Raw genomic sequence first — 24,635 nt, 5'->3', positions numbered from 1 at the left:
TGCATTGCAGCATCCGAACCTCGCCCCACCCGTTGGTGTGCGAACGATAAGGATAACAATGTGACGAAGCGGGACAGCGACAACATGATGGCGGCCGGCATGGAAGCCTGGGCGCTCGGCTTCGAAGCCTGGACCGTTATGGGCCTGCGGATGATGCGGCTCGCCGGCGGCGGCACGCTGGCGCAAAGCGAATCACGGCGCATGGTGGAGGAAAAGCTGGAGGCGCTTGGCGAACTGCAAATGAAAATGCTCACCGGTGGCATCTCCAGCGATCCCGTTACCGGCTCTCGCCAGATGATGCGCCATTTCAGCGGCAAGGTGAAAGCCAACCGTCGGCGCCTCGGCTGACGAATCGCGCTTGCGCGCGCCGCTCTCCGTCCGCTACTGCCCGCTTTGGTCGGGCCTGTAGCTCAGTTGGTTAGAGCTGGCCGCTCATAACGGCTAGGTCGGGGGTTCGAGTCCCTCCGGGCCCACCAGACACCTCGCGCGTCCCCGTCCGCCCGGCCCGCATGGCGGCGCGCAGATCAGACAGTGTGACAGGATCGACGCCGCGCGCCGCGCAATGGGCGAACAGGCGCGTCCACCAGTCGTAGAGCAATTCCACCTCCGCCTCGCTGCGCACATAAGGGGTAAAGCCCGGTGCCAGCGACGGCGAGTGGAAGGAGAAGACGAGCAGCGGCAGCTTTTGCGCCAGGGCCGCGTCTACTGCCTCGATCGCTTTCTCTGCGGAAATACCTTCCGGCGTCAGCGCAATACGCTCGACCAGGCCCAAGCGGCTAAGCACTGCGCGCATGTTCGCCCTGCCCTCGCTTGCACGGAACAGACCGGCGGCGCGGGAACCGAGATGACCGGCAAGAACGCTGGTCACCGGCAATTCGGCGAGGAGCCCTTTGGACAGCCAATAAGGCGCAAGAGGCGTGGCCGCATAATTGGGGCCGCCCTGTCCGCGATAATCGAAGAGGCTGCGCACCGACGTGTCGCAGTCCAGGCCGAATTCCTGAAGGATGGGCGGACTTGCTGTCCCCGCACCATAACGACCGGCGCGGTAAATCTTCGATTCGACACCGATGTTCCGCAGGATCGCTTCATACAGCAGGCCAAACTTTTGCCGCTCCAGCTCGGGCGGCAGGTTGCAAGCGTAGCTGTTGTGGACCGAAACCGTTTCTTCGAAGGGTGGGCTGACCCAAGGATGCAACTGCACGCCCACATCCGCGGTTCCAGCGCGGCACCAACCGGATAGCATCTCTGCCGCTGCGCCATCACTCACGATGGGATAATCCACCAGATAGATGGGATTTACGCCCGCCTTCTCACAAAATGTCTGAAAGCGCGGCATGGCCCGCACATGCTCCAGACCGTGCTGATCGCGGGTGAAGGGACCGTCCCAGTCAAACTCTTCTTCGGTATCGACGGTGACGATGAAGCGCGGCCGCCACTCGGCCCCGAATTCTACTGGCGTACCGTCACCCAAGGGCCAACGCGGATCGCTGGGCGGTTCGCGTCGGTCCATGATCTGCTCCGTCAGTCGAGGCGGCCCGCACCTTCGCGGCCGAGCCGTTCCTTGACGGCCGGAAGCCTCAGTAGCAGCGAGTCCTCTTCGAAACGTAAATCGCCGCCCGCCGCCTGCGCGAGATTGCGCACCAACCGCAATGAAAAGCCAAGGCCGAGCAGCGGTTCACCCGCCTCGTCGGCACCGCTTTCGGTGCTGAGCAACTCTTCCTCAGTCTTGCCCGCGAGCCGCTTGGGTCGCGAGATATCAATGAAGTTTACCGGCTCCATCCCGATGCGGGTGCGGATAACGCAATCGATCCGCTCACCGCGCTCGCAACCGATCACCAGCGCGCTCACCAGCCGCGTCGCGATCCGCTCGGCCGACTGCTGACCCAGCGCAAAAGCGCGCACGGTTTCCGCCTTGCGCAAATGCAAAGAGACGCCGCGCATATCGGTAAGCGTGCGCAGCCGGTCCGCCATGCGGTTTAGCAGCCAGCCCGCCTCCGTCGTGCCTTCGTCTTCGTCGAGCCTGCCGGTCTCCAGCCGCGCGGCCAGATCGAGATCGTCGAAACCGGAAAGCAGCCGCCGCGCATCGTCCAGAATGCTAGTCGCAAGCGCGCGATAGGCGGAGGAAACAGGCCCGAACAGCTGCTGTTCGATAATCTCTGCAAAGCCGATAATCGCGTTCAAGGGCGTGCGCAGTTCGTGGACGAGCTGACGCATCTGGTCGCTGCCCGAATCCTCGGTACCGCGGACCGTGATAGTGGCATCGTCCGCGGCATGCGGACGGCGCATCATGCCCTTGAAACCCAAGAAGCGGCCATCGCGATCGTCGAACATTGGGCCGGCATGAATGCGCCAGTCTCCCGACACCATCGGCGCGCCGGTGAGACGCATGCGCGCGCCTGAAATCGGCATGCGCTGGCGGAAGGCGGCGGCGGCAAAGGCGTCCGGGCCGGGATCGTCCTCATAGGCTTCTTGCGCAATTGATACGCCCGCAACGGCACCGATCGGAACGCCCTCCGCCTCACGGATCAGGCCCCGTGCGTCGGTTTCGAAGGTGAAGCGTTCCGCCGATGGGGCAGGCTCCGGGGCGCTGCCGCCCTCCAGTGGCAGCTGCGGCGCCTCGGCCCGTTCGCGCTGCTCCTGAAAGCGGCGGATGCGATCGACCAGCGCGCTGATCTGGGATGGGCTCTCGGCGCTCGAACCGGCTTCGGATGTCGCTTCTTGCGCTGCACGCAGGACGGCGGGCTTCACCGCCGGCTCCTCAGCTTCAGTTCGATCGACGTTGCGCCGCTCGGCCCGGTCATCCTGCAAGACGAAATCGGCATGGGTCCATGCGCTCAACGCCCGTGCCGTGGCTGGCCCGATATCGTCGCGCTGGCGCAGAAATCCCCGCGCGCGCGTCGGAAGGCCGGGAACCATCGCGGCCCATTCCTCATCCGTCAGCCGAGCAGAGCGCACGGCTTCAGCGGCTACGGCGGGCTTATCCGAACAGAGAAAGCGCACCAACGGGGCGGAGCGAAGGCGGCCGGAAAGGGCGCGGACGCTCTGCGCGCGCACCGCCTCGCTCGTCCCTTCATGCAGGTGACGCAAGCGGGCCAAGCCGATCGCGACGTCCGTCTGGTCCTGCCCGGCAGGGCTCTGCGCCAGCAGATCGATCAGCTGACGCCACTGGACTGCGGCCTGACCGGTTTGCTGGCCGCTCAGCGCTGTCTTCAGGCGGTCGTCGTAGCGCAACGCGGTTGCCCCTGTCGTAAAAATGGTTGCGGATTGGTTTCGAGCCAAGTGGGTAGCGCTGCGCGGCCCATTCGGGAAGCAACGAATGAAAGTCGCCCTGAGATGGGACAATTGCATTACCGGATAATTTTATTATAAGCTTCGGGTGTTTTGGGGGTCTCGGATAACAGAGAATGGCTACAATCCATCTTGACGACATAGATATGAAGCTTCTTGCCGAGCTTCAGAAAAACGGTCGCATGACCAATGTGGAGCTGGCGCAGCGCGTCGGCTTAACCGCCCCGCCCTGCCTGCGCCGCATGCGCGCGCTGGAAAAGGCAGGCGTCATCAAGGCCTATCATGCGCATATAGACCCCGCTCAGTTGGGCTATTCGATCACCGTCTTCGCCATGGTTAGCCTGAAGAGTCAGGCCGAGGAAGATCTGCGCGCATTTGAAGAGCATGTCCGCGCGCTGCCTGAAGTGCGCGAGTGCCACATGCTGAACGGTGAGATTGATTTCATCCTGAAGATCGTCAGCCACGATCTGCAAAGCTTCCAGCAACTGCTTACCGGCAAGCTGACGAGCGCACCCAATGTCTCCAGCGTAAAGACCTCGCTGACCATCCGTACGGTGAAGGATATGCCCGGCGTTCCGATCCCGGCCGAAGCCGAATAGCGAAACGGCCCCGAAAGCGGGGCCGTTTGCTTGAATTAACAGGTATTTCCGAGATCAGCTGGCGGTTGCCGCCGCCTCCGCCGAAACACCATTGTTCAGATAGAGCTTCCAATAATTGGCGATCGCTGCGCGGTTGCCGCCGTTCACCATGTCGAACTCGGCGAGGGCAGCCGCCTTGTCACCCATTTCGGCGAGCGCGATGCCGCGGCGCGTATGGATCATGTCGGCGTCAACACCGCCCTTTTCTAGAGCAACCGAATAAAGATCGGCAGCCTTGGCGTAGTCGCCATAGCCCATATAAGCGTCCGCGGTGGAGGCCGCGATCTTGCCGTTGGCCGCCGTGCGCGCGTCCTTGGCGGCAGACGGAAGCCCCGCCTTGTCGGCGGCGATATTTCCCTGCGCGATTCCGCGCTGCTCGTTCAGGAAGGTGCTGTTGCTGAGACCGTTGGAACCGGCTTCATCGATCACCGCGACAACCTCACCAGGGAACCGGCGCGGATCAAGTGCTTCAATATATTCGCCATAATCGCGCTCGCTCTTCAGCGCACCAACCTGACGCATCAGACGCATGAGATCGAGATTCTCCGGCGTCGTCAGGTTCGCGCCATCGCGATAGACGATCAGCGTATCGCGCCAGTTGGTCGCCGTCGGATAGGCGGAAACGAGCCGGCCGAGCCAATCACTAGCCGCCGCGTTGTTCTTGGCCTGCAATGCCAGTGCGGCACCACGCTTGTACCAATTTTGATCGACCGCCTGACCGGAAGCCTTCTGATTCTCGATCGCCGTGTTGAGCCACTTCAGCGCGGTCGCATTATCGCCGGCGTTATTATAGGCTTCTGCCATGACCGCGGCGATATTGTTGTCGCGATAACCAGCGTCATAGGCCTGCTGCAGCATCTCCGCGGCGCGGGCATAATCCTTGGCCTGATAGGCAAACTGGCCTTCGAAGAAAGAATAGCGGCTCTTCTCCTCCGGGCTGGCCAGACCGCTATCGAGCACCATGTTGATGCCACGGCGCTGGAGCGCCTGATCGTTCAGCTTTCCACCAAGCTGGAGGGCGAGATTGCCCGCCCAATACATATCGTTCGGCGCGGTAGCCGAGCCGACGCTTGCATCGAACGCGGTCTTCGCAGCAGCGAGGTCACCCGCCTGCAGCGGCTTCACGACGCTATTATAGCCTTCGGCATATGCTTTGGTGGGCGCAGGAACGCGCTGTTCCTCCTGCTGCGCCTTTTTCTTCGGCGCGGCCTGCGCGGCGCCGGGGGCCATCGCCATCATCGAACCGGCAGCTAGCGCCAAGGCGAGCTTCCTGTGAGAAATGCGTTTCATAGTCTTCCTTCCTGTTGCGGCTTAACTCTGCCGTTCAAGCCGTTGATTTGATCCGATATCGGCCAAAAGTCTCTGTTGAATCCTTTATCGCGCGAATCGTCTGAATGCCGTTTGAACGCTGCTTAAACGCCTCGGTTTCGCGAACGGGATCGATAGCGGCGAAAAGCGACTCCGCCTTGGCGTGCGCCGGTCCAAGCGTTAGGACACCGCTTATGCTAGCACTCCTCTCTCCCGCCAAGACGCTCGATTATGACAGCGAGCTTCCGCCGCATGACGTAGCCGCGCCGCGGCTCGAATCCAAGACCGGGCGACTGGTCTCCGCCGCCTCCAACCTGACCAAGGACAGGATCGGCGAGATCATGAAGATTTCGGACAAGCTCGCCGACCTCAATTATCAGCGCTATCGCCATTTCGACGATCAGCCCGAACGCGCCGCGATCTACGCCTTTGCGGGAGACGTCTATAACGGGTTCGAGGCGAAAAGCCTGGAGCCGGAGGCGATTGCCTTCGCTCAAGACCATGTGCGAATCCTGTCCGGTCTCTACGGCCTCCTGCGCCCGCTCGACGCGATCCGGCCATATCGGCTGGAAATGGGGACGCGCTGGGCACCGCGATACGACAAGCTCACCGATTTCTGGGGCAAGACCATCGCCGATCTGCTCGCCGACGATCTTGACGCCGAAGGATCGGGCACGATCATCAATCTCGCCAGCAACGAATATTATGCCGCGGTCGAAGGGTCGCGCACGGTACGGGCGGCCCGCGTGATCGCGATCGATTTTCGAGAGGACGGGCCGAAAGGCCTGCGCTTCAACAGCTTCGCCGCCAAGCAGGCACGCGGCATGATGGCGCGTTATATCTGCGAGCATCGGCTGGAAAAGCCGGAAGAGCTGAAGGGCTTCGACAGCGACGGCTACCGGTACGTGGACGACGGCAGCGAGGAGCATAGCTGGCGCTTCGTCCGGGCGGCAGAATAAATGCGGTTAGGAGAAGTGCCTTTCGACCGGCTCAGGGCTTCGGTCTTTAGAACAGCTAGTTGCCCAAACCCCGCAGTCCTGAGCCTGTCGAAGGACGCTTTCCGACAGGGATCTCCGCGATGACCAAGTCCGCCATCATCATCGGCGCGTCCGGCGGGATCGGGGCAGCCCTGGTCGAGACCCTTCGCGACGAAGACGAGTACCAGGTCACCGCCCTCGCCCGCTCCTTCGAAGGCGATGCGCATATCGATATTACCGACGAAGCGAGCGTGGCCGCCGCCGCCGAGCGATGCGCTCCAATGAAACCGGAACTGATCATTCTCGCCACCGGGCTGCTCCACGAGGGCGAGCGGGGTCCGGAAAAGGCGCTGCGCGATCTCGACGGCGACTGGCTTGCCCGTACTTTCGCCGTCAACGCCATCGGCCCCGCGCTGGTGGCCAAGCATTTCCTGCCGATCATGAAGGACAGTGGCATCACCCGCTTCGCCGCACTGTCCGCCCGCGTCGGCAGCATTTCGGACAATCGGCTGGGCGGCTGGTACGGCTACCGCGCTTCCAAGGCCGCGCTCAATCAGGTGATCCGTACCCTCGCGATCGAATGGCGGCGCAAGAATGAGCGCTCAATAGTGGTCGGCCTGCATCCGGGTACAGTCGACACGGCGTTGTCCGAACCGTTTCAGGGCAATGTGCCGAAGGGCAAGCTTTTCTCCGCCGATCGCGCGGCGGTGCAGCTGCTCGATGTGCTGGACGATCTGAAGCCCGGTGACAGCGGCCGTGTCTTCGCCTGGGACGGCGAAGAGATTGCGCCATGACGTCATAAGGGTGGGCCGCCCTGGCCGAGCCATGAACAAAAGCTGTCGATAAGCCGGAAAAACCCCCTGCCCGGCTGGCAATCATGCGCGCGATCCCCTAGGCTTTTGCCCAACCGAAACAATCAGGATACTCGCTTGTGAGCGACGACGGCGCCGTGATCGATCCCGGCCAACCCCCCCGCGATATTTCTCCCATCTCGATCGTCGACGAGATGCGCACCAGCTATCTCGATTATGCGATGTCGGTGATCGTCAGCCGCGCGCTGCCCGACGTGCGCGACGGCCTGAAGCCGGTGCACCGGCGCATTCTGTACGCCAGCCAGGAAGGCGGCTTCGTCGCCGGGCGGCCCTATCGCAAGAGCGCCAAGATCGTCGGCGACGTGATGGGCAACTATCACCCGCATGGCGACAGCGCGATCTACGATGCGCTGGCCCGCATGACCCAAGACTGGTCGATGCGCGTGCCGCTGGTCGACGGCCAGGGCAATTTCGGATCGATGGACCCTGATCCGCCGGCCTCCATGCGCTATACCGAAGCGCGGCTCGCCAAGGTGGCGAACTCGATCCTGGCCGATCTCGACAAGGATACGGTCGATTTCACGCCGAACTATGACGGCAGCCGGGAAGAGCCGCAGGTTCTGCCCGCGCGCTTCCCGAACCTGCTGGTAAACGGCGCCGGCGGCATCGCGGTCGGCATGGCGACGAATATTCCGCCGCACAATCTGGGCGAAGTCATTGCCGCCGCACTCGCCTATATCGACAATCCCGGCATCGAGATCGAGGAGCTGATCGAGATTGTTCCCGGCCCCGATTTCCCGACCGCGCCGATCATCCTGGGCAAGGGCGGCGCACGCGCGGCCTATATGGAAGGCCGCGGATCGATCATGATGCGCGCCCGGCACGAGCTGGAGGAAAACCGGAGCGACCGGCGTTCGATCGTGCTCACCTCGATTCCCTTTCAGGTCGGCAAGAACGGTCTGGTCGAGAAGATTGCCGAAGCGGCGAAGGATCGGCGGATCGAGAATGTTTCGGATATCCGCGACGAATCGAGCCGTCAGGGCGTTCGGATCGTCATCGATCTGAAACGTGATGCGACGCCGGAAGTGGTGCTCAACCAGCTGTGGCGTCACACGCCCGCACAGTCGAGCTTCCCGGCCAATATGCTCGCCATTCGCGGCGGCCGGCCGGAGGTTCTGAACCTTCGCGATATCATCGAAGCGTTCGTGAAGTTCCGCGAAGAAGTCATTACGCGGCGCACCAAATATGAGCTTAACAAGGCACGCGAACGCGCGCATCTGTTGCTCGGCCTTGTGATCGCGGTAACGAACTTGGATGAGGTCGTCCGCATCATTCGCGGTTCGGCAAGTCCCGCCGCCGCACGCGCTGCGCTACTCGCCCGCGAATGGCCGGTGGCCGAGATTGCCAGCTATATCGCACTGGTCGAAGCGGTCGAGCATGAGGTTGAGGGTGACACCTATCGTCTGTCCGAGCGGCAGGTAAAGGCCATCCTCGACCTGCGCCTCCATCGGCTCACCGCGCTGGGGCGCGATGAAATTGGCGATGAATTGCAGCAGCTTGCGGACAAGATCGAAGAGTATCTCGCAATCCTGGCCGACCGGCGGAAGCTCTACGAAGTCATGCGCGAGGAGCTGGAGGCGATCCGCGACGAATTCGCCACTCCGCGGCTCAGCGAAATCGCACCGAGCTGGGAAGGCCTCGAGGACGAGGATCTGATGGAGCGCGAGGAGATGGTCGTAACCGTCACCCATGGCGGCTACATCAAGCGCACCGCCCTCGCCTCCTTCCGCTCGCAAAAGCGCGGCGGCAAGGGCCGCGCCGGCATGGCGACCAAGAACGAAGATGCGGTGACGGAGCTATTCGTCACTTCGACGCATACGCCCGTTCTGTTCTTCTCGAACAAGGGACAGGTATACCGCTTAAAGGTTTGGAAATTGCCGGAAGGTGGCCCGCAGACGCGCGGCCGCCCGATGGTGAATTTGTTGCCGCTGAGTGAAGGCGAAGTGATTACCAACGTACTGCCGCTGCCCGAGGATGAGGGCGAATGGGGCAATCTCCACATCGTGTTCGCCACCGCGCGCGGCATGGTCCGCCGCAACAGCATGGATGCGTTCACGAATGTGCCGTCCAACGGCAAGATCGCGATGCGCTTCGACGATGAGAGCGACGACCGTCTGATCGGCGTGCGCCTGCTGACCGAAGAGCATGACGTGTTCCTCGCCAGCCGCCAGGGCAAAGCGATCCGCTTCGCGGCGACCGATGTGCGCGAATTTCAAAGCCGCACTGCCACCGGCGTGCGCGGCATGAACCTCGCCGATGACGACGAAGTGGTCTCGATGGCCACGCTGCGCACCGACGACACCACCTCCGAAGAGCGCGACGCCTATCTGCGCGCCGCGCCTTGGAAGGAAAATGAGGCGGAAAGCACGCTTGCCGCGGACCGGATGGATCATCTTCACGAGACCGAAGAGTTCATCATGACCGTGTGCGCCAATGGCTACGGCAAGATCTCCAGCGCCTATGATTATCGCCAGATCGGGCGCGGTGGAAAGGGCCTGATCAACATCGACAATATCGGCCGTAATGGCCCGGTCGTCGCCAGCTTCCCGGTCATCACCGGGCAGCAGCTGATGCTCGTGACCGATCAGGCCAAGATGATCCGCCTCGGCCTCAACAATATGCGCGTCATCGGCCGCAACTCGGCCGGTGTGCGCCTGTTCGACGTCGCCAAGGGCGAACATGTCGTCGGCGCCGCGCGGATCGACGAAGACGAAAACCCGGAAAACGAAGCGGAAGCCGCGATCGCCGAGGAATTGGCCGAGGGCGATCCCAAGGCTGTGCAGCTCGACGACGGCACCAGCCGCGAGACGCTGAGCGAAAATGTGGAAGAGGAAGATCCGGACGCCGAATGAGGCGGCGCTAGTCGATATGCCCGGCGAACCAGGCGGTGACCTCGTCCTCGCCCAGTTCGCCGGCGGCGAGCCGCTGCACCATGAGGGTGGCATCCGCCTTATCGAAATTCAGGCTGATGCCATTCAGCGCCAGAAACAGTCGGGCCGCGACCCAGGCTGTCCGTTTGTTGCCGTCCACAAAAGGATGGTTACGGGCGATACCGAACGCATAAGCCGCGGCTAATTCCGCAGCGGTGGGATTTTCGTAAAGGGCGCGGTTCACCGCGCGAGCGATGGCAGACTCCGAACCGCCCTCGTCGCGCAATCCCTCGCCGCCACCATGTTCCGCCAACTGGCGATCGTGAACCGCTTCGAGAACGGCGCGATCGACCCAGCGCCATTCCGTCATTTTGCAAGCACGCGGAGGATGTCGCGATCCTCCCGCATAATCGCCTCGGCCTTCTCCATCGCTTCCGCGAAACTGGCGTCATAGCCCGACAGCGCAAACTTTCCGTCGGGTTGTTCCGTCAGATAAAGTTCGTCGCCCTGCTCGACCCGCAACCGAGTCAGCACATCTTTCGGGATGATGACTCCGGTACTGTTTCCGACCCTGATGAGTTTCAACGGCTTTGTCATAACAGCCGTTATAACGCCGCCTCTCGCTCCCCGTCAATCGCGGTTGCGCGCGAGCGCTGGACGATGCCTGTCGTCATCATGAACACACCGACATAGTAAAGCGGCCATACCAACCACGCGGCGATGGCATCCGCCAATAGGCCGCCTTCGCGGGCGAGCAGAAACAGGTCGGATGCCAGGAAAAGCAACGCGCCGATGCCGGTGCGGTAGCGCGGAAAGCGGCTGTACCAGGCGGTGCCCGCCATCAGCGAGACGAAACCAACATAGACGAGGAGCCCCGCTTCATCGCCGAGCGTCGGCGCGAGGAACCAGCCGATGGTGAGCGCCGCAAACGGGATGACGATGGCCAGTAATCGCTGGCTCGGCGTCGGCGCGGTGCGGCGGTTGAGCCAGAAATAGATGATCGCGGCGATATGCCCGCAGACGAACAGGAATGCGCCGTTCACCAGATCGAACTCCAGCACCACATCTCCACCGGCATAGAAGCCCAGCATCAGGCCAATCAGCGCGCGCATGCGCACTGCGCGCCAGCGTAATGCATAAGGAAGGAGGAGTGCGACGCCCGCTCCTTTCCAGAGGATGGACAGACCGCCCAGCATCGCGGTCTGCTCCACGAAGACATAGCTGATGCCGAAGAACAGGCTGGCGAGCAGCCATGGCCGCGCGTGGGCGAGATCGTGATCTTTCACGCTTCGGCCTCGCAAAGCGCCTGCAGGCTTCGCGCGAGCAGGAACGGCAAGTCGTCCGCGATCAGTCCGGCGCCTCCCCGCTGCCCGGCATCGCCGTGCAGCCATGTCGCCATAGCCGCCGCCTCGAACGCGTCATCATGCTGGCAGAGTAGCCCGGCTATCGTCCCCGTCAGCACATCTCCCGCCCCTGCCGTGGCGAGCCAGGGCGTCGCATGCCGGTTGACGCCATGGCGGCCGCTCGGCGTCGCGATATGGGTCTCGGCGCCCTTCAGCAGCACGGTTGCGCCGCTGCGCGCAGCCGCGCCGCGTACCGCGGCAGCGCGATCGCCCAGATCGATATCAGGAAAGAGACGCCCAAACTCGCCGGCATGGGGCGTCAGGACCACTTCCTCGCGCAGGGCCGCGAACAGGCTGTCTGGTTCCTCCGCAAATGACGTCAAGGCATCGGCATCGAGCACCATCGGAAAGCCCCGCCCCAGCCAGTCTAGCACCTTCTCCCGCGTCTGTGCGCCGACACCGAGACCTGGCCCCAGGGCGAGCGCGCCGGTACGGTCGTCGATGAACGCGTTCTCCCCATCGTCTTCGCGCAGCATGATCGCCGTCAGGTGGGCAGCATGTTCGTCGAGCGCCGCCGCCTCGCCCACCACTGTCACCAGTCCGGCGCCCGCGCGCAGGCATGCCATGGCGGCAAGGCGCACGGCCCCGGTGGCATGGCGCGGCCCCGACAGGATGAAGGCATGGCCACGATCATATTTGTGGCCGTCATTCGCGGGCGGCGTCGTCCGCGGCGGCAACACCGTTCCATCTTCGGCGAACCGGGCTTCGAACATTTGCACGTCTCCTCCTGCCAGCGGTCATTGTCCCATCGCCCACCTATTTGCTAGAGGGCAGGCCATGGAACATCAGGTGCACATCATCGGCGGCGGGCTCGCCGGATCGGAAGCGGCGTGGCAATTGGCGGAGGCCGGCGTCAAGGTGCGCTTGTCCGAAATGCGCGGAGGCGGCGACATGACGCCCGCGCATCAGACCGAAGGCCTTGCCGAACTGGTCTGCTCGAACAGCTTCCGCTCGGACGACGATACCGCCAACGCAGTCGGCCTGCTCCACCATGAGATGCGGGGCCTCGGCTCGTTGATCATGCGCGCGGCCGAAGAGGCGAAAGTCCCTGCCGGATCGGCGCTGGCCGTGGACCGCGACATTTTCTCCGATCATGTCTCCAAGGCGCTCGAATCTCACGCGAATATTGAAGTCGTTCGCGAGCGGATCGACCGTCTGCCGAGCGAAGGCCTCACCATCGTGGCCACTGGCCCGTTGACCGCCACGGGCCTGGCCGAAGACATCCTTGCGCGCAGCGGGCAGGACAGCCTGGCCTTTTTCGACGCCATTGCGCCGATCGTCTATCATGAGAGCATCGATTTCGACGTCGCTTGGTACCAAAGCCGTTGGGACAAGGTCGGTCCGGACGGGGACGGCAAGGACTATATCAATTGCCCACTCGACAAGGCTCAATATGACGCCTTCGTCCAAGGCCTGATCGACGGCGAGAAGGCCGAATTTCGCGACTGGGAAAAGGACACGCCCTATTTCGAGGGCTGTATGCCGATCGAGGTGATGGCGGAGCGCGGGCCGGAAACGCTGCGCTTCGGGCCGATGAAACCCGTGGGCCTCACCGATCCGCGTACCGGGCGCTGGGCCCATGCCGTGGTGCAGCTGCGCCAGGACAACCGCCTCGGCACGATCTGGAACATGGTCGGCTTCCAGACCAAGCTGAAATATGGCGCGCAGGTGGAGCTGTTCCGCACCATTCCGGGGCTTGAGAAGGCAGAATTTGCGCGGCTCGGCGGCCTGCACCGCAATACCTTCATCCACTCCCCCTCGGTGCTCGATCATCAGCTGCGCCTGAAGGCCGCGCCGCATATCCGGTTTGCGGGGCAGATCACGGGCTGCGAAGGCTATGTCGAAAGCAGCGCGGTCGGCCTCGCCTGCGGGCTGATGACGGCCGCCGAGATCCGCGGCCACAGCTTCACGCCGCCCCCGCCGACCACGGCGCTGGGTGCGCTGCTCGGCCACATAACCGGCGATGCCGAGCGCAAGGACTATCAGCCGATGAACGTCAATTTCGGCCTCTTCCCCATGCCCGAAGGCAAGGTGAAGAAGAAGGAGCGCAAGCTGTTCTATACCGAGCGGGCCAAGCGCGACATGGCCGAATGGATGCGTCCCGTCGTGGCGGCCTGACCTAACAGCGACACCTCGCTTTAGCTTTGCGCTTGGGCGCCGTGGTGGCGAACTCCTGACGCGTCAGGAGGCCATTGCGGTCTGCGTCCGCACCTCTGAATCGTTCACCAGTGGCAACCGCCCATTCCTCGAACGTCAGCAGGTTGTTGCCGTCGGTATCGAGCTTGCGGAAGGCGGCGGTACGACTTCCCATCAACTCGTTTCGGCTGATGAGCTCATCCCGGTCCCGGTCGTAGCGGTTGAAACGCACCTCTTCCCGTGACAGCTTGGGCGCTTCCGGGGGAACGGGAGGCGCAGGACCGCGCGCGTCGCCGATGTTACCGGCATCGGGCAGGCCGGTCGACGCGGCTTCGAGCGGCGGGGGCGGGCCGGTTACCGGCTTTTCGTCCTGAGCGCGGCCCTGCCACCAAAGCAGACCTGCGCCGAGCAGCAGCAATGTTCCCAGAATGCCCGCAATGAAACGGCTCATGATGGTTCCCCCCGGAAACGATCATGGCGGGCTTTAACGTCCCGTCAACCCGTGCCAGCTGAGCCGCAGCCCTGCGAACCGACCTTCCGATCGTGCGGCGAGCAGAAGGAGCGACAGCGGGCGAAGCCGGCGGGGCCAGGAGCGCGTCTCGGCTATATCGAAATCGGCGCTCGTCTGACCCACCTCGGCAAGTGACCAGACCCGGCCTGCCGCCTTCAAGCCATCGGGCGCATCTTGCCCGGCAAAACCGGTAAACAGCCCCTCACCTCGCTCACGCGCGAAAGCTTCCGGCTCTTCGGGCGTAAGCAAACGCGCTTCCCAGCCATCGACCATGCGTTGCATCGCCGGCTTGATCGCCCAGGCAACCCGCGCCTCCGCTTGCTGGATTCGGGCAATCAAAGGCTCGCCCTTGGGCGGGGCATCAGATTGTAGCACGTCGCGCCACCAGGCGAGCCGAATTTGGCCGAGCATGGCCTCACTGCTGGTATCGACGATGCGCGCGAGCCTTCGGTCCAGCTCGAGCAAGAGATCGAGCAGTTCCCTATCCTGCGGCAGGGCAGCGGTCAGCGCGAGCGCTTCCCAGGGTTTGGTATCAACGGGTGGGGTCATGAGTACAGGGCCGTGCCTAAAGCAATCAAAGCTCCGTGAAAATGCCTAGTTAAGCGCGATCCTTAAGCCCTGTTAACCATGCGCGTTGAACGCTTCTGCACCATTGCCGCCCTATGGCGCTCACTGAACTCTTTCGGGTTCAGGCAATCGAGGACTGTATTCGCGATGCGAAACAAACGGGCGAGGCTGGTAAGCACCGCATTCACGCGGCTGTTACGCGATGAGGGTGGCAACACCCTCGCGATGGTCGCTGCCGGACTGGTCCCACTCCTCGCGATGGTCGGCGGAGCCGTCGACATGAGCCGCGACTACATGGTCAAAACAAGGTTACAACAGGCTTGCGACGCTGGTGTGCTCGCAGGGCGCAAAGCTGTAGGCAACAGTACGTACGGGGATGCTGCGAAAGCGCAGGCGGCGCGCTTCTTCAACGCCAACTTCCCCGCAGGCTATCAAGAGGGCACACAGCTCAGCTTCACGTCAAGTTCCGCGAACAACGGCACCACGGTGGACGGGGTGGCAAGCGTTCGCGTGCCCAATCTCGTCATGTTTATCTTCGGAATGGCCCACACTGATCTGAGTGTGACATGCACCTCGGCCCTCGATGTCACCAATGTGGATGTCACGATGGTGCTCGACACTACCGGCTCGATGGACGATCCCATCTCCGACGGGTTGGGCGGAACGACTACCAAAATTGCGGCGCTTCGCGCGGCGATGAAGCAATTTTACGCCACCATGAAGACCGCTTCGAGCGGTACGACCGCGCGTGCGCGCTACTCTTTCGTTCCTTATGCGCAGACCGTCAATGTCGGCAAAATCGTCTACGCGACCAACCCAGACTGGATGGACTACACGCACAGCTACCAAAGTCGCGAGGCGCAGTGGAGAAACGAAACTGACACCAGCAAGCCGCCGGTGGGATACACCAACCCCCAGACGCAGAATGTCGATTACTACGATACCTATTCGACCGGTCCGTACACGACGGTCTCGACTTTCACGTCGCTCAGTTCTTCGACCTGCTCATCCAACGTGCCGAATTCCGGTTCGTGGACAAACGATGGAGGGACAACGTCAACGAATACGGTAGAATACCTGTCTGACGGCAGGCGCAAGACCAACGCGCTCACCAATCAGTCGCAAAAGCAAGAATATGTATATACATATTCCTATTCCGGCTTTTTTTACGGGACCTGCTCGATCAAGCGCGCAACGGGTTACCGCGTGCGACATTACGGCACCGTGACTTACGAAGACCCGGTTTATCCGACCAAACAGGTATTCACCGGCTGGATCTACAAGAAGCGCAAATTCGATGGCGTCGAAAACCAGAACCTGAAGAATTATCTCAACGGCCAGACTTTCGTCACGCAAACTGGAGATAATGGCGCCGATCAAAGCCTTGTTTGGGCTGGCTGCATCGAAGAGCGCGACACGATCAACAGTGGTGACGTGGAATATAAGAACGGCGCGATCAGCCCGAGCGGCATGAAGGATCTCGACATCGATGGTGTGCCCAGCAGTTCGGAAGATGGCTGGCGCCCCTATGTCCCGGAACTGACCTATTTTCGCACCTACACATCCTATGGAAATATCTACTACAATTCAGCGGATACGAGTTCAGAAGGGCTCAAGGCTTTCGCCAGCTGCCCGAAGCCCGCTCAACTCCTGAAGCCGATGACGGAAACCGAATTTGCTTCCTATGCCGATGGGCTGGTTGCGAGCGGCGGTACCTATCACGACATAGGCATGCTGTGGGGCGGACGTTTCAGTTCATCGACGGGTCCGTTCAGCGCAACCGTGAACGCTTCGCCCGCAAACGGTCTTTACGTCGGACGCCACCTCATCTTCATGACCGATGGGATCATGCAGCCGGGCGCCAATCAGTATAATGCCTATGGCGTGGAAATTCATGACAAACGCATAACGTCCGACGGCTTCAGCGATCAGACATTGCGGCATACCCAGCGGTTCAAGGCCATTTGCGAATCGATCAAATCCAAAGGTGTTCGCGTCTGGGTCATCGCCTTTTCAACTGCCTTGACTGATGATTTGCGCAATTGCGCGAGCGCAAACAGCTCCTTCGTGTCGCTGAATTCTCAACAGCTCAATGATAACTTCTTGAAGATTGCCCAATCGATCGGCGATCTCAGGATCATCAAGTGAAGCGCTTGCTGAACCTCATCAGGCGCGACGAGCGGGGCGTGACGGTGATCGAGTTCGCCGTCATCCTGCCCACCTTTCTGCTGATGCTCATCGGCACCTTCGATATCGGATATCAGGTCTATTTGCGCGCCACGCTGTCCGGCGCGGTACAGGCGGCTGCGCGGGCGAGCGCGTTGGAAGGCGGCCCAAGCTCAATTGCCTCTATCGACAATACCGTCCGAAAACAGGTCCAGAGTCTTGCGCCAGAGGCGGACATCACGTTCAATCGGAAAAGCTATTTCAGTTATAATGATGTGGCGCGGGCCGAAGCCTTCGCGGACTCCAACGGCAATAGCGTTTGCGATAATAATGAAAGCTACGAAGACGAAAACGGCAACTCTTTGTGGGACAAGGATGTCGGCAAAAGCGGCGTTGGCGGTGCGCGTGATGTTGTGCAGTACAATGTCAACGTCACGTACGATCAGCTATTTCCACTCTGGAAATTAGTCGGCGGATCGAAGCGCGTTACCATATCGTCCACCACCGTCTTTCGAAATCAGCCTTATGATTCGCAGACCAAGGCGGCGTCCGTCACGAGGACATGCTCATGATGACGCCGCGCAGATTGATACGCCATCGCCCATCCATCGGAATAAGCGGGCTCATCCGCCGCTTGCAGCGAAACCAGAGCGGTCTGGCACTGACCGAGTTCGCGCTGAGCCTGCCGATCTTTGTCGGACTGGGAATGTACGGCACGGAATTAGCCTATCTCGCTGTGGTGAATATGCAGATGAGCCAGGCTGCGCTCACTCTGGCGGACAATGCGTCTCGTCTGGGGCAAACCCAGAACAACGTGACTTCGGTGGCGATCAAGGAAAGCGATATCATCACCGTCTTCAATGGCTTGAAGCTGCAGGGACAGACATTCGATCTGCTCAGCAATGGCCGCGTGATCCTCACAAGCCTTGAGCGCAATCCGACGGGCGGCCAGTGGATTCACTGGCAACGCTGTCTTGGAACAATGAAAGTCAAGTCTGACTATGGGGATGAGGGGACCGGATTAATCGGCACGAGCTTTCCCGGCATGGGTCGGGCTGGCCAGGAGGTGACCGCACTTAGCGGCACTGCTGTGATGTTCGTGGAGCTAAACTATAAGTACAAAGGCCTCTTCGGTGACTTGTTTGTAAAGGACAAGATTCTGAATCAGCAAGCGGCTCACAATATTCGTGACAACCGCAATCTCACCGTCGGACTGATCGACGACGCTCCACTTAAAGAACTATATTGTACGAAATACACCGCTGGCTGAGCCGCTTGCATCATAAGGACGGCGGGAGTGCATCCCGCCGCCCGTAACGCCATCAGTCGCGGTAACACACCTTCTTCACGGCGGCGACGATCCGCTCGGCATCGATCAGCGTCGCTTCTTCCAGGTTCGCCGCATAGGGCATCGGCACGTCTTCGTTGGTCACGCGCATGACCGGGGCATCGAGATCGTCGAAGCCCTCTTCCATACAGATCGCGGCGATTTCGGACGCGATCGAGCAGGTCGGCCAGCCTTCCTCGGCCACCACCATGCGATTGGTCTTCTTCAGGCTCTTTAGCACCGCCGCCTTGTCGAGAGGACGCAGCGTGCGCAGGTCGATCACCTCCGCCTCGATCCCCTCACCTGCCAGCATGTCGGCGGCTTCCAGCGCGAGGCCGACGCCGATCGAATAGCTGACGATCGAGACGTCCTTGCCTTCGCGCATGATCCGCGCCTTGCCGATCGGCAAGGTGAAATCATCGAGCTTGGGCACTTCGAAGCTGCGGCCGTAGAGGAGCTCGTTCTCCAGGAACACCACCGGATCGGTGCTGCGGATGGCGGACTTCAGCAGGCCTTTCGCATCCTGCGCATCATAGGGCGCGATCACGATCAGGCCGGGAACGCTGGCGTACCAGGGCCCGTAATTCTGCGAGTGCTGGGCACCCACACGGCTCGCCGCGCCATTGGGTCCGCGGAACACGACCGGGCAGCGCATCTGGCCGCCGGACATGTAGTTGGTCTTGGCGGCCGAGTTCACGATATGGTCGATCGCCTGCATAGCGAAGTTGAACGTCATGAACTCGACAATCGGGCGCAGACCGCCCATCGCCGCGCCCGTGCCGACGCCGGCAAAGCCATATTCGGTGATCGGGGTATCGATCACGCGCTTGTCGCCGAACTCGTCGAGCAGGCCCTGGGTGACCTTGTAGGCGCCCTGATACTGCGCCACTTCCTCGCCCATCACGAAAACGCGGTCGTCGTCGCGCATTTCCTCGGCCATCGCATCGCGCAGCGCTTCGCGAAGGGTGAGCGTTTCGAACTCGGTGCCCTCCGGAATTTCCGGATCGTTCAGGATTTCGGTTTCGCCCGCGTCAGCCATATCCTTGGTCGCGCTCTTACCCGGACGCTCGTGGCGATCCTCATCATCGCCGCCATCGGCCGCCTGATCCTTGTCGGCAGCGGCCTTGGTCTCGCCGCCGGACTTGGCAGAACCGCCGCCCTTGGCAACTTCCTCAACATCCTCGCCTTCCTCAGCGAGAAGCGCGATGACGGAACCGACCTTCACCTCGTCAGTGCCTTCTTCAACCAGAATCTTGGCAATCGTGCCTTCGTCCACGGCCTCGAATTCCATCGTCGCCTTGTCGGTTTCGACTTCGGCCATGATGTCGCCGGAAGAGACGGTGTCTCCTTCCTTGACCAGCCATTTGGCGAGCGTGCCCTCCTCCATGGTCGGAGAGAGCGCGGGCATTTTTAGTTCAATCGCCATCAGTAGGATTCCACCAGCACGTCGGTATAAAGTTCATCGAGATCGGGCTCGGGCGAGCTTTCGGCGAAGTCCGCCGCGTCGCTGACAATCGAACGGATTTCCTTGTCGATCGCCTTGAGATCGTCCTCGCTATGGCCATCCTTGATCAGCTTGGCCTTGAGCCGCTCGATCGGATCGGACTTTTCGCGCATCTCCTGCACTTCCTCGCGGCTGCGATATTTTGCAGGGTCCGACATGGAGTGGCCGCGATAGCGGTACGTCTTCAGCTCTAGGATGATGGGGCCGTTGCCGCCGCGCACATGCTCCAGCGCCAGCTCGCACGCGCCGCGCGTCGCCAGCACATCCATGCCGTCGACCTGAATGCCGGGGATGCGGAAGGACTGGCCGCGGCGGAACATCTTGTCCTCCGCAGAGGAGCGGTTGACGCTCGTGCCCATGGCATATTGGTTGTTCTCGATCGCGAAGATGATCGGCAGGTTCCACAGCTCGGCCATGTTGAAGGCTTCGTAAACCTGCCCCTGATTTGCCGCGCCGTCGCCGAAATAGGCGAGGCACACGCCGCCGTCGCCGCGATATTTATGGGCAAAGGCGAGACCCGTGCCGAGCGGCACCTGCGCACCGACGATACCGTGGCCGCCATAGAAGCGATGCTCGACCGAGAACATGTGCATCGAGCCGCCCTTGCCCTTCGAGATGCCGGCCTGGCGCCCCGTCAACTCTGCCATGATCACCTTCGGGTCGAGCCCATAAGCGAGCATATGGCCATGATCCCGGTAGCCGGTGATGACGCTGTCGAGATCGCCGTCGAGCGCCGACTGCAGGCCGACCGCAACCGCTTCCTGGCCGATATAGAGATGGCAGAACCCGCCGATCAGGCCGAGGCCGTAAAGCTGACCCGCCTTCTCCTCGAAGCGCCGGATAAGCAGCATCTGGCGATAGAACTCCAGCATCTCATCTTCGCTCGCCTCGTAAAGCTCAGGGTTGCCGGGCGCATCGTCGGTGATCTGCGTATGCCCGTGGAGGCGGTCCTCCGGGGCATCCTTTTCCGCGGCCTTCGACTTGCTCGCGGTTTGCTTCTTCTGCGGAGTTCTCGCCATTTGAATCCTTTCCCGTCGGGGCCTTCCGCGGCCCCCGAAGTGGTTTGCCTTCCCTAGCGGAATGCGCGGGCCGCGCAACAGGTTGCCGCAAGCGATTAGAGGCTCTGCATAGCTATGCGAGCGGCAGATCTTGTCATTACTCGTCGAGGGGGACGATAATTTCGTCCGGGGCGGCGACGCCCAGTTCCTTGCGCATCATTTCCCCGGCCAGATCCGGGTCGACACGGTCACCGTCCAGGAGCCTCGCGCGATTGCGCAGGGCGTCGCGCTCCTCCTGCAGCTTCGCCAGCTCGATTTCGCGCTCGGCCAGCCCGGTTTTGTAATCGCTCCAGGCGAGGATGCCCGTCGGCCCGAGCATGGCATAAGCCGCGATGGCGAGCAGCGCCATCAGCGCTAGGCCGGGGCCAAGCGCCGAATAGAGCAGTGACTGGATCTTCGGGCGGCGGCGCATCATCGCTGGCAACTGAATCATACACGCCGGGCAATGGCAAGATTTTAGCGCTCAATTGCAGGTCTCTTACGGTCGGCGAGCCGTATGCGTATCGGCTGGCGGGCGAGAACCGAGATGATTTCGGTTCGGCAACGGAACAAGCTGCAGCAGGCTTCGTTCGAGAGACAAACCATCCATGCGGACGGTGACCGAGACCAGATGGTTGCCTCCGCCTAATGAAAGGACCGAACACATCATGGCGAACGAGACCAGCGAAAGCTCCGCACGCACCGCCCGCGTTCAGCAGGCCGCAGGCACCACTTCGGCAACACCCGCAACCAGCGCCGCGGCGTCTTCCGGCGACGCGACCAGCGAAAGCAAAACCGAGAAGGCCAAAGCAGCCGCGTCGGACGTCAAGAGTTCTGCCAAAGAACAGGCCCTTGGCTTGAAGGATAAGGCGCTGTCTTCTGCACGCAGCGCAGCAACCGACGGCAAATCCAAGGCCGTTGAGAAAGTCGGCGGCGTCTCGAAGGCCATTCAAGCCAGCGCCAGCAAGCTCGACGAAGATGTCGGCCAGACCTATGGCGATTTCGCCCGCTCTGCCGCGAAATCGATCGATGACATCGCAGCTCAGCTCGACGCCAAGGATATCGATGAACTGCTGGAAGACGCCAAGGCGTTCGTTCGCAAGAGCCCTGCCATCGCCATCGGCATCGCTGCGGCCCTCGGATTTGCAGCCTCGCGCGTCGTCAAATCCGGCCTCGATCTCGACGACAACGTTTGAGATTGATGCGGGCAAAAAGGGCGGGGCCAGGAATGAGTGATATCGCAGAAGCCGATCATTATCGAGACGGACCGGCACGCGAGGACATACCGCCTCCCGTCGGTGAGACGTTGCACGAGAATGTCGATCGACTCGTAGGCGATGTCAAAACGCTGATCGGCGCGGAAAAGGCCTATTGGAGTGCCAGGCTGCGCTATTCCAAGTCGCTGGCGAAGCAGGCCGCTTTGCTGTTCGGCGCGGCAATTGCGCTGGCTGCCTCAGCATTTACCGCCCTCATTCTCGGTACGCTACTCGTGCTATCGGCTCGGGTCGGGCCGATCTGGGCAACCGTCATCGTGGTGCTGGTTACGCTGACAGTCTCCGGACTGCTGGCATGGATCGCTCTTAAGCGCGCCAGAAAACTGGCAATCCCAACACCAAGTCATGGCAGCCGCGATGAAGAGGATGAGCTATGACCGCACGTCGTGAACGGGTCGCCGAACTCGACATCGCCCGAAAGGCGGTGCGCCGAAAGCTGAAGCGCAGCATCAGTACTGCGAAGCAGGAAATCACTCCCGGCGCGCTGGTTGGCCAAGTCAAGCGCCGCAAGCGCGGCCAAGTGGAACGGCTGATTGCAGATGCCAAGGCGGAGGCGGTTCAGAACCGTGACCCGATCCTGCTTGGCGGCCTTGCCGCACTGGCTGCCGGACTGATCACCCATTCCGTGCGGCGCTGGAAGCGGCATCACCGCTGCCATGTTGCCGAACCCGCGCCGCTTACCAAAAATTTTGATGGAGAAAGACTATGACCGAACAGAGCAATCAGGACGGCGAAGGCCGCGTGAAGCATGCCGCGAATTCCGCGAAGGAAAAAGCTGGTCACGCCTATGACAGCAGCCGTGACGCGGTGAAGCGTGGCGCGGAAAATACCAAGGTCAAAGCGCGTGAGCTCGGCCACAAGTCGGGCGAGCAGATCGAGAAAAACCCGTTGGCCGTACTTTTCGGCGGTCTTGCCATCGGCGCTGCGGTTGGTGCGCTGCTTCCGCGCACGCGCAAGGAACAGGAATATCTCGGCAAGACGGGCCGCGACCTCAACATGCGTGCCAAAAGCGCGTTCGAAGCTGCCAAGGAATCCGGCAGCCAGCAGATCGATCAACTCGGCCTGAGCGGCGATGCGGTGAAGAACCAGTTCAAAACGCTGGTCGACAAGGCTGGCGGTGCCGCGAAGACAGCCGGCAAGGCAGCGGCCGAAGGTGCCAAGCATCCCGATAAATCGGCAGTCGCCAACGCTGAAGGCGCCTGAATAACGCACTCCGATGGCATTCTCTCGGGAATGTTTTGAGGGCTGTCTTGAATCGGAAAGGCCGCGCTGGTAACGGCGCGGCCTTCAACACGTCTCAAAGAACGGATGCCGATCATGGCCAAGCTTCATCTCGTCTTCGGCGGCCGGGTCTCTGATCCGCGCGTGCTGGAATTCGCCGATACCGACAAGCTCGATATCGTCGGCATTTTCCCCAATTACGAAGAGGCCGAAGAGGCTTGGCGCTCGGCGGCGCAGCGCACCGTGGACGATGCGGAGATGCGCTATGTCGTGGTGCATCTGCACCGGCTGCTGGAGCCCGGCGATCCGGCGAATCCGTAATCCGGCAAACCCTGATCCGTTCAGGCGTTCCGGTAACGCAGGATCAGTAGCGGCCGCGAGAGCACCAGCCCGACGATAAAACCCGCGATATGCGCGGCGATGGCAATCTGAATGCCGTCGCCGCCGAACGCGAAGGCCATCATCAGATTGAGGCCGATCCACAGCAGCAAAAGTTGCGCGCCGCGCGCGATCTCGGCCGGCAAGGGCCCGACCGGCTTCGGCCTGTTGCGCGCAAATAACACCATATAGCCTGCGATAATCGCGGCGATCGCGCCGCTCGCCCCCAGAACGGGATTGAGCGAGCCCGGAGACCAAGCCGTTTCGGCGAGACCGCCCGCGATCGCCCCGGTCAAATAGACCAGTCCCATCAGTTTCCAGCCCAGCGCCAGTTCGACGAAGCGACCGCAGAAGAACAGGATCAGCATATTGAACAGCAAATGGCTGAAATCGATGTGCAGAAAGGCGTGGGTCAGCAATGTCACCCATGCCGGCCACCAGAAATCATAAGCGCCCGCACTGCCCAGCGCGCCAGTGAGACGCGCCGGAATCAGCGCGCCCTCGATCACCGCCTGCTGCTGGAATCCACCCAACCAGACGAGCACAAAGATCAGCACGTTGATGCCGACCAGAATGTTGGTCAGCGGCCCCTTCGGCATGTTCATCGGGCGGGCTCCATCGTCCGGGCCGCGAAGAAAATCAGATGAACTCGATCTTCTCGATGAGGTAATATTTGTCGCCCGACGGGACGGTCACCTCAACTTCCTCGTCCACCTTCTTGCCGATCAGCGCACGGCCGAGCGGACTGGAATAGCTCAGCTTGCCCTGCTTGGCATCAGCTTCCGCCTCACCCACGATCTGATATTTGATCGGCTTGTCGTTCTCGTCGAGCATGGTGACGGTGGCACCAAACACCACCTTGTCGCCGGATAGTTCGGACGGATCGATCACCTGCGCGCGGCTGAGCTTGTCTTCGATATCGGCGATGGACGCCTCTACTTGGCCCTGACGCTCCTTGGCGGCATGATATTCGGCATTCTCCGAGAGATCGCCATGCGCGCGCGCCTCCTCGATCGCATCGACGATCAAAGGACGCTCCTCCTTCAGCAGCTTCAACTGCGCACGAAGCTTTTCCATTCCCTCTGCCAACATCGGCATCTTATCGAACGTCGCCATGGCGGCATCCTTCACGTCTGAATCTAAAACCAAATCCCCCGC

At 61.6% G+C, this 24,635-nt stretch carries 27 protein-coding genes and 1 tRNA gene; 15 read left to right on the top strand and 13 right to left on the bottom strand.

Annotation, left to right across the window (positions count from 1 at the left end; translation table 11 throughout):
* Nucleotides 1-60 precede the first annotated feature (60 nt).
* Together H7X45_RS03195 and H7X45_RS03190 are read left to right on the top strand one after the other, a co-directional pair.
* Nucleotides 61-348, top strand: coding sequence for a hypothetical protein (locus H7X45_RS03195; RefSeq protein ID WP_187336116.1), 288 nt, complete (start codon nt 61-63; stop codon nt 346-348).
* A 51-nt stretch (nt 349-399) separates the two neighbouring features.
* A tRNA-Ile gene (locus tag H7X45_RS03190) sits at nt 400-476 on the top strand.
* 1,045 nt (nt 477-1,521) lie between these two features.
* Here the strand turns inward: H7X45_RS03190 and H7X45_RS03185 are convergent.
* Nucleotides 1,522-3,231: a histidine kinase dimerization/phospho-acceptor domain-containing protein gene (locus tag H7X45_RS03185; protein WP_187336115.1), complete on the bottom strand. Its 1,710-nt coding sequence runs from the start codon at nt 3,229-3,231 to the stop codon at nt 1,522-1,524.
* Nucleotides 3,232-3,404: 173 nt separating this feature from the next.
* Between H7X45_RS03185 and H7X45_RS03180 the strand changes: the two genes are divergently transcribed.
* On the top strand, nt 3,405-3,887 hold the full coding sequence (locus H7X45_RS03180; RefSeq protein ID WP_187336114.1) for an Lrp/AsnC family transcriptional regulator: 483 nt from the start codon (nt 3,405-3,407) through the stop codon (nt 3,885-3,887).
* A 54-nt stretch (nt 3,888-3,941) separates the two neighbouring features.
* On the opposite strand, the gene H7X45_RS03175 is transcribed toward H7X45_RS03180, so the two are convergent.
* Nucleotides 3,942-5,216 (bottom strand): tetratricopeptide repeat protein, encoded by a 1,275-nt coding sequence (locus H7X45_RS03175; protein ID WP_187336113.1) that lies wholly within the window; start codon nt 5,214-5,216, stop codon nt 3,942-3,944.
* 212 nt (nt 5,217-5,428) lie between these two features.
* On the opposite strand from H7X45_RS03175, the gene yaaA reads away from it, so the two are divergent.
* The 3 genes from yaaA to gyrA all read left to right on the top strand — a co-directional run bounded on the left by yaaA (nt 5,429) and on the right by gyrA (nt 9,935).
* Nucleotides 5,429-6,193, top strand: coding sequence for a peroxide stress protein YaaA (gene yaaA, locus H7X45_RS03170; protein WP_187336112.1), 765 nt, complete (start codon nt 5,429-5,431; stop codon nt 6,191-6,193).
* Between the two features lie 119 nt (nt 6,194-6,312).
* Nucleotides 6,313-7,005: an SDR family NAD(P)-dependent oxidoreductase gene (locus tag H7X45_RS03165; RefSeq protein WP_187336111.1), complete on the top strand. Its 693-nt coding sequence runs from the start codon at nt 6,313-6,315 to the stop codon at nt 7,003-7,005.
* 137 nt (nt 7,006-7,142) lie between these two features.
* Nucleotides 7,143-9,935, top strand: a complete 2,793-nt coding sequence (gene gyrA, locus H7X45_RS03160) for a DNA gyrase subunit A (RefSeq protein ID WP_187336110.1) — start codon at nt 7,143-7,145, stop codon at nt 9,933-9,935.
* A gap of 7 nt (nt 9,936-9,942) precedes the next feature.
* Here the strand turns inward: gyrA and H7X45_RS03155 are convergent, their stop codons facing one another.
* Genes H7X45_RS03155 through H7X45_RS03140 form a run of 4 tightly spaced genes read right to left on the bottom strand, consistent with a single transcriptional unit; the run spans nt 9,943 to nt 12,069 of the window.
* Nucleotides 9,943-10,323 (bottom strand): type II toxin-antitoxin system death-on-curing family toxin, encoded by a 381-nt coding sequence (locus tag H7X45_RS03155; RefSeq protein ID WP_187336109.1) that lies wholly within the window; start codon nt 10,321-10,323, stop codon nt 9,943-9,945.
* Entirely contained in the window at nt 10,320-10,538 is a 219-nt protein-coding gene (locus H7X45_RS03150; RefSeq protein WP_246449616.1) for an AbrB/MazE/SpoVT family DNA-binding domain-containing protein, read from the bottom strand. Before H7X45_RS03150 ends, H7X45_RS03155 begins: the two co-directional genes overlap by 4 nt.
* 20 nt (nt 10,539-10,558) lie before the next feature.
* A complete protein-coding gene (locus H7X45_RS03145; RefSeq protein ID WP_187336107.1) occupies nt 10,559-11,239 on the bottom strand; it encodes a lysoplasmalogenase family protein in 681 nt (226 codons plus the stop codon).
* Nucleotides 11,236-12,069, bottom strand: a complete 834-nt coding sequence (locus H7X45_RS03140; protein ID WP_187336106.1) for an NAD(P)H-hydrate dehydratase — start codon at nt 12,067-12,069, stop codon at nt 11,236-11,238. The genes H7X45_RS03145 and H7X45_RS03140 overlap by 4 nt, the downstream gene beginning before the upstream one ends.
* Before the next feature lie 64 nt (nt 12,070-12,133).
* On the opposite strand from H7X45_RS03140, the gene trmFO reads away from it, so the two are divergent.
* Nucleotides 12,134-13,474, top strand: coding sequence for a methylenetetrahydrofolate--tRNA-(uracil(54)-C(5))-methyltransferase (FADH(2)-oxidizing) TrmFO (gene trmFO / locus H7X45_RS03135; RefSeq protein WP_187336105.1), 1,341 nt, complete (start codon nt 12,134-12,136; stop codon nt 13,472-13,474).
* Nucleotide 13,475: 1 nt separating this feature from the next.
* Here the strand turns inward: trmFO and H7X45_RS03130 are convergent, their stop codons facing one another.
* Nucleotides 13,476-13,943: an EF-hand domain-containing protein gene (locus H7X45_RS03130; protein WP_187336104.1), complete on the bottom strand. Its 468-nt coding sequence runs from the start codon at nt 13,941-13,943 to the stop codon at nt 13,476-13,478.
* 33 nt (nt 13,944-13,976) lie between these two features.
* A complete protein-coding gene (locus H7X45_RS03125) occupies nt 13,977-14,552 on the bottom strand; it encodes a squalene/phytoene synthase family protein (RefSeq protein ID WP_187336103.1) in 576 nt (191 codons plus the stop codon).
* 78 nt (nt 14,553-14,630) lie between these two features.
* Here H7X45_RS03125 and H7X45_RS03120 point away from each other — a divergent pair, with 78 nt between their 5' ends.
* The 3 genes from H7X45_RS03120 to H7X45_RS03110 are packed head-to-tail and all read left to right on the top strand — an operon-like array spanning nt 14,631 to nt 18,006.
* Complete coding sequence (locus tag H7X45_RS03120; protein ID WP_187336102.1) at nt 14,631-16,718, top strand: TadE/TadG family type IV pilus assembly protein; 2,088 nt, start codon at nt 14,631-14,633, stop codon at nt 16,716-16,718.
* Nucleotides 16,715-17,308 carry a TadE/TadG family type IV pilus assembly protein gene (locus H7X45_RS03115; RefSeq protein ID WP_187336101.1) on the top strand — a complete coding sequence of 198 codons (594 nt, stop codon included), beginning with the start codon at nt 16,715-16,717 and terminating at the stop codon, nt 17,306-17,308. The genes H7X45_RS03120 and H7X45_RS03115 overlap by 4 nt, the downstream gene beginning before the upstream one ends.
* The gene (locus H7X45_RS03110) at nt 17,305-18,006 is read left to right on the top strand and encodes a TadE/TadG family type IV pilus assembly protein (protein ID WP_246449614.1); all 702 of its coding nucleotides are present in this window, start codon (nt 17,305-17,307) and stop codon (nt 18,004-18,006) included. The genes H7X45_RS03115 and H7X45_RS03110 overlap by 4 nt, the downstream gene beginning before the upstream one ends.
* A gap of 52 nt (nt 18,007-18,058) precedes the next feature.
* On the opposite strand, the gene H7X45_RS03105 is transcribed toward H7X45_RS03110, so the two are convergent.
* From H7X45_RS03105 to H7X45_RS03095, 3 genes are all read right to left on the bottom strand, one after another.
* Nucleotides 18,059-19,489 carry a pyruvate dehydrogenase complex E1 component subunit beta gene (locus tag H7X45_RS03105; RefSeq protein WP_187336100.1) on the bottom strand — a complete coding sequence of 477 codons (1,431 nt, stop codon included), beginning with the start codon at nt 19,487-19,489 and terminating at the stop codon, nt 18,059-18,061.
* The gene (gene pdhA / locus H7X45_RS03100; RefSeq protein ID WP_425498187.1) at nt 19,489-20,439 is read right to left on the bottom strand and encodes a pyruvate dehydrogenase (acetyl-transferring) E1 component subunit alpha; all 951 of its coding nucleotides are present in this window, start codon (nt 20,437-20,439) and stop codon (nt 19,489-19,491) included. The genes H7X45_RS03105 and pdhA overlap by 1 nt, the downstream gene beginning before the upstream one ends.
* 283 nt (nt 20,440-20,722) lie before the next feature.
* On the bottom strand, nt 20,723-21,058 hold the full coding sequence (locus H7X45_RS03095) for an FtsB family cell division protein (protein ID WP_246449612.1): 336 nt from the start codon (nt 21,056-21,058) through the stop codon (nt 20,723-20,725).
* A 214-nt stretch (nt 21,059-21,272) separates the two neighbouring features.
* Between H7X45_RS03095 and H7X45_RS03090 the strand changes: the two genes are divergently transcribed.
* From H7X45_RS03090 to H7X45_RS03070, 5 genes are all read left to right on the top strand, one after another.
* Nucleotides 21,273-21,800 (top strand): hypothetical protein, encoded by a 528-nt coding sequence (locus H7X45_RS03090; protein WP_187336098.1) that lies wholly within the window; start codon nt 21,273-21,275, stop codon nt 21,798-21,800.
* A gap of 32 nt (nt 21,801-21,832) precedes the next feature.
* Entirely contained in the window at nt 21,833-22,255 is a 423-nt protein-coding gene (locus H7X45_RS03085; protein ID WP_187336097.1) for a phage holin family protein, read from the top strand.
* Nucleotides 22,252-22,587: a hypothetical protein gene (locus H7X45_RS03080; protein ID WP_187336096.1), complete on the top strand. Its 336-nt coding sequence runs from the start codon at nt 22,252-22,254 to the stop codon at nt 22,585-22,587. The genes H7X45_RS03085 and H7X45_RS03080 overlap by 4 nt, the downstream gene beginning before the upstream one ends.
* A complete protein-coding gene (locus H7X45_RS03075; RefSeq protein ID WP_187336095.1) occupies nt 22,584-23,081 on the top strand; it encodes a YtxH domain-containing protein in 498 nt (165 codons plus the stop codon). The genes H7X45_RS03080 and H7X45_RS03075 overlap by 4 nt, the downstream gene beginning before the upstream one ends.
* A gap of 114 nt (nt 23,082-23,195) precedes the next feature.
* A complete protein-coding gene (locus tag H7X45_RS03070) occupies nt 23,196-23,420 on the top strand; it encodes a DUF4170 domain-containing protein (RefSeq protein ID WP_187336094.1) in 225 nt (74 codons plus the stop codon).
* A 20-nt stretch (nt 23,421-23,440) separates the two neighbouring features.
* Here H7X45_RS03070 and H7X45_RS03065 read toward each other — a convergent pair whose 3' ends face one another.
* Entirely contained in the window at nt 23,441-24,082 is a 642-nt protein-coding gene (locus H7X45_RS03065; RefSeq protein WP_187336093.1) for a rhomboid family intramembrane serine protease, read from the bottom strand.
* Between the two features lie 34 nt (nt 24,083-24,116).
* Nucleotides 24,117-24,593: a transcription elongation factor GreA gene (greA, locus tag H7X45_RS03060; protein ID WP_187336092.1), complete on the bottom strand. Its 477-nt coding sequence runs from the start codon at nt 24,591-24,593 to the stop codon at nt 24,117-24,119.
* Between the last annotated feature and the right edge of the window lie 42 nt (nt 24,594-24,635).

Source organism: Novosphingopyxis iocasae, assembly GCF_014334095.1.
Taxonomy (GTDB): domain Bacteria; phylum Pseudomonadota; class Alphaproteobacteria; order Sphingomonadales; family Sphingomonadaceae; genus Novosphingopyxis; species Novosphingopyxis iocasae.
This window is presented reverse-complemented; position numbering and strand designations above follow the sequence as displayed.

Coding starts and splice junctions, on each gene's coding strand:
- H7X45_RS03180 (WP_187336114.1), top strand. CDS start 3,405: ATGGCTACAATCCATCTTGACGACATAGATATGAAGCTTCTTGCCGAG.
- H7X45_RS03175 (WP_187336113.1), bottom strand. CDS start 5,216: ATGAAACGCATTTCTCACAGGAAGCTCGCCTTGGCGCTAGCTGCCGGT.
- yaaA (WP_187336112.1), top strand. CDS start 5,429: ATGCTAGCACTCCTCTCTCCCGCCAAGACGCTCGATTATGACAGCGAG.
- H7X45_RS03165 (WP_187336111.1), top strand. CDS start 6,313: ATGACCAAGTCCGCCATCATCATCGGCGCGTCCGGCGGGATCGGGGCA.
- H7X45_RS03155 (WP_187336109.1), bottom strand. CDS start 10,323: ATGACGGAATGGCGCTGGGTCGATCGCGCCGTTCTCGAAGCGGTTCAC.
- H7X45_RS03140 (WP_187336106.1), bottom strand. CDS start 12,069: ATGTTCGAAGCCCGGTTCGCCGAAGATGGAACGGTGTTGCCGCCGCGG.
- trmFO (WP_187336105.1), top strand. CDS start 12,134: ATGGAACATCAGGTGCACATCATCGGCGGCGGGCTCGCCGGATCGGAA.
- H7X45_RS03130 (WP_187336104.1), bottom strand. CDS start 13,943: ATGAGCCGTTTCATTGCGGGCATTCTGGGAACATTGCTGCTGCTCGGC.
- H7X45_RS03125 (WP_187336103.1), bottom strand. CDS start 14,552: ATGACCCCACCCGTTGATACCAAACCCTGGGAAGCGCTCGCGCTGACC.
- H7X45_RS03120 (WP_187336102.1), top strand. CDS start 14,631: ATGCGCGTTGAACGCTTCTGCACCATTGCCGCCCTATGGCGCTCACTG.
- H7X45_RS03110 (WP_246449614.1), top strand. CDS start 17,305: ATGATGACGCCGCGCAGATTGATACGCCATCGCCCATCCATCGGAATA.
- H7X45_RS03105 (WP_187336100.1), bottom strand. CDS start 19,489: ATGGCGATTGAACTAAAAATGCCCGCGCTCTCTCCGACCATGGAGGAG.
- pdhA (WP_425498187.1), bottom strand. CDS start 20,439: ATGCTGGAGTTCTATCGCCAGATGCTGCTTATCCGGCGCTTCGAGGAG.
- H7X45_RS03095 (WP_246449612.1), bottom strand. CDS start 21,058: ATGATTCAGTTGCCAGCGATGATGCGCCGCCGCCCGAAGATCCAGTCA.
- H7X45_RS03090 (WP_187336098.1), top strand. CDS start 21,273: ATGGCGAACGAGACCAGCGAAAGCTCCGCACGCACCGCCCGCGTTCAG.
- H7X45_RS03085 (WP_187336097.1), top strand. CDS start 21,833: ATGAGTGATATCGCAGAAGCCGATCATTATCGAGACGGACCGGCACGC.
- H7X45_RS03080 (WP_187336096.1), top strand. CDS start 22,252: ATGACCGCACGTCGTGAACGGGTCGCCGAACTCGACATCGCCCGAAAG.
- H7X45_RS03075 (WP_187336095.1), top strand. CDS start 22,584: ATGACCGAACAGAGCAATCAGGACGGCGAAGGCCGCGTGAAGCATGCC.
- H7X45_RS03070 (WP_187336094.1), top strand. CDS start 23,196: ATGGCCAAGCTTCATCTCGTCTTCGGCGGCCGGGTCTCTGATCCGCGC.
- H7X45_RS03065 (WP_187336093.1), bottom strand. CDS start 24,082: ATGAACATGCCGAAGGGGCCGCTGACCAACATTCTGGTCGGCATCAAC.
- greA (WP_187336092.1), bottom strand. CDS start 24,593: ATGGCGACGTTCGATAAGATGCCGATGTTGGCAGAGGGAATGGAAAAG.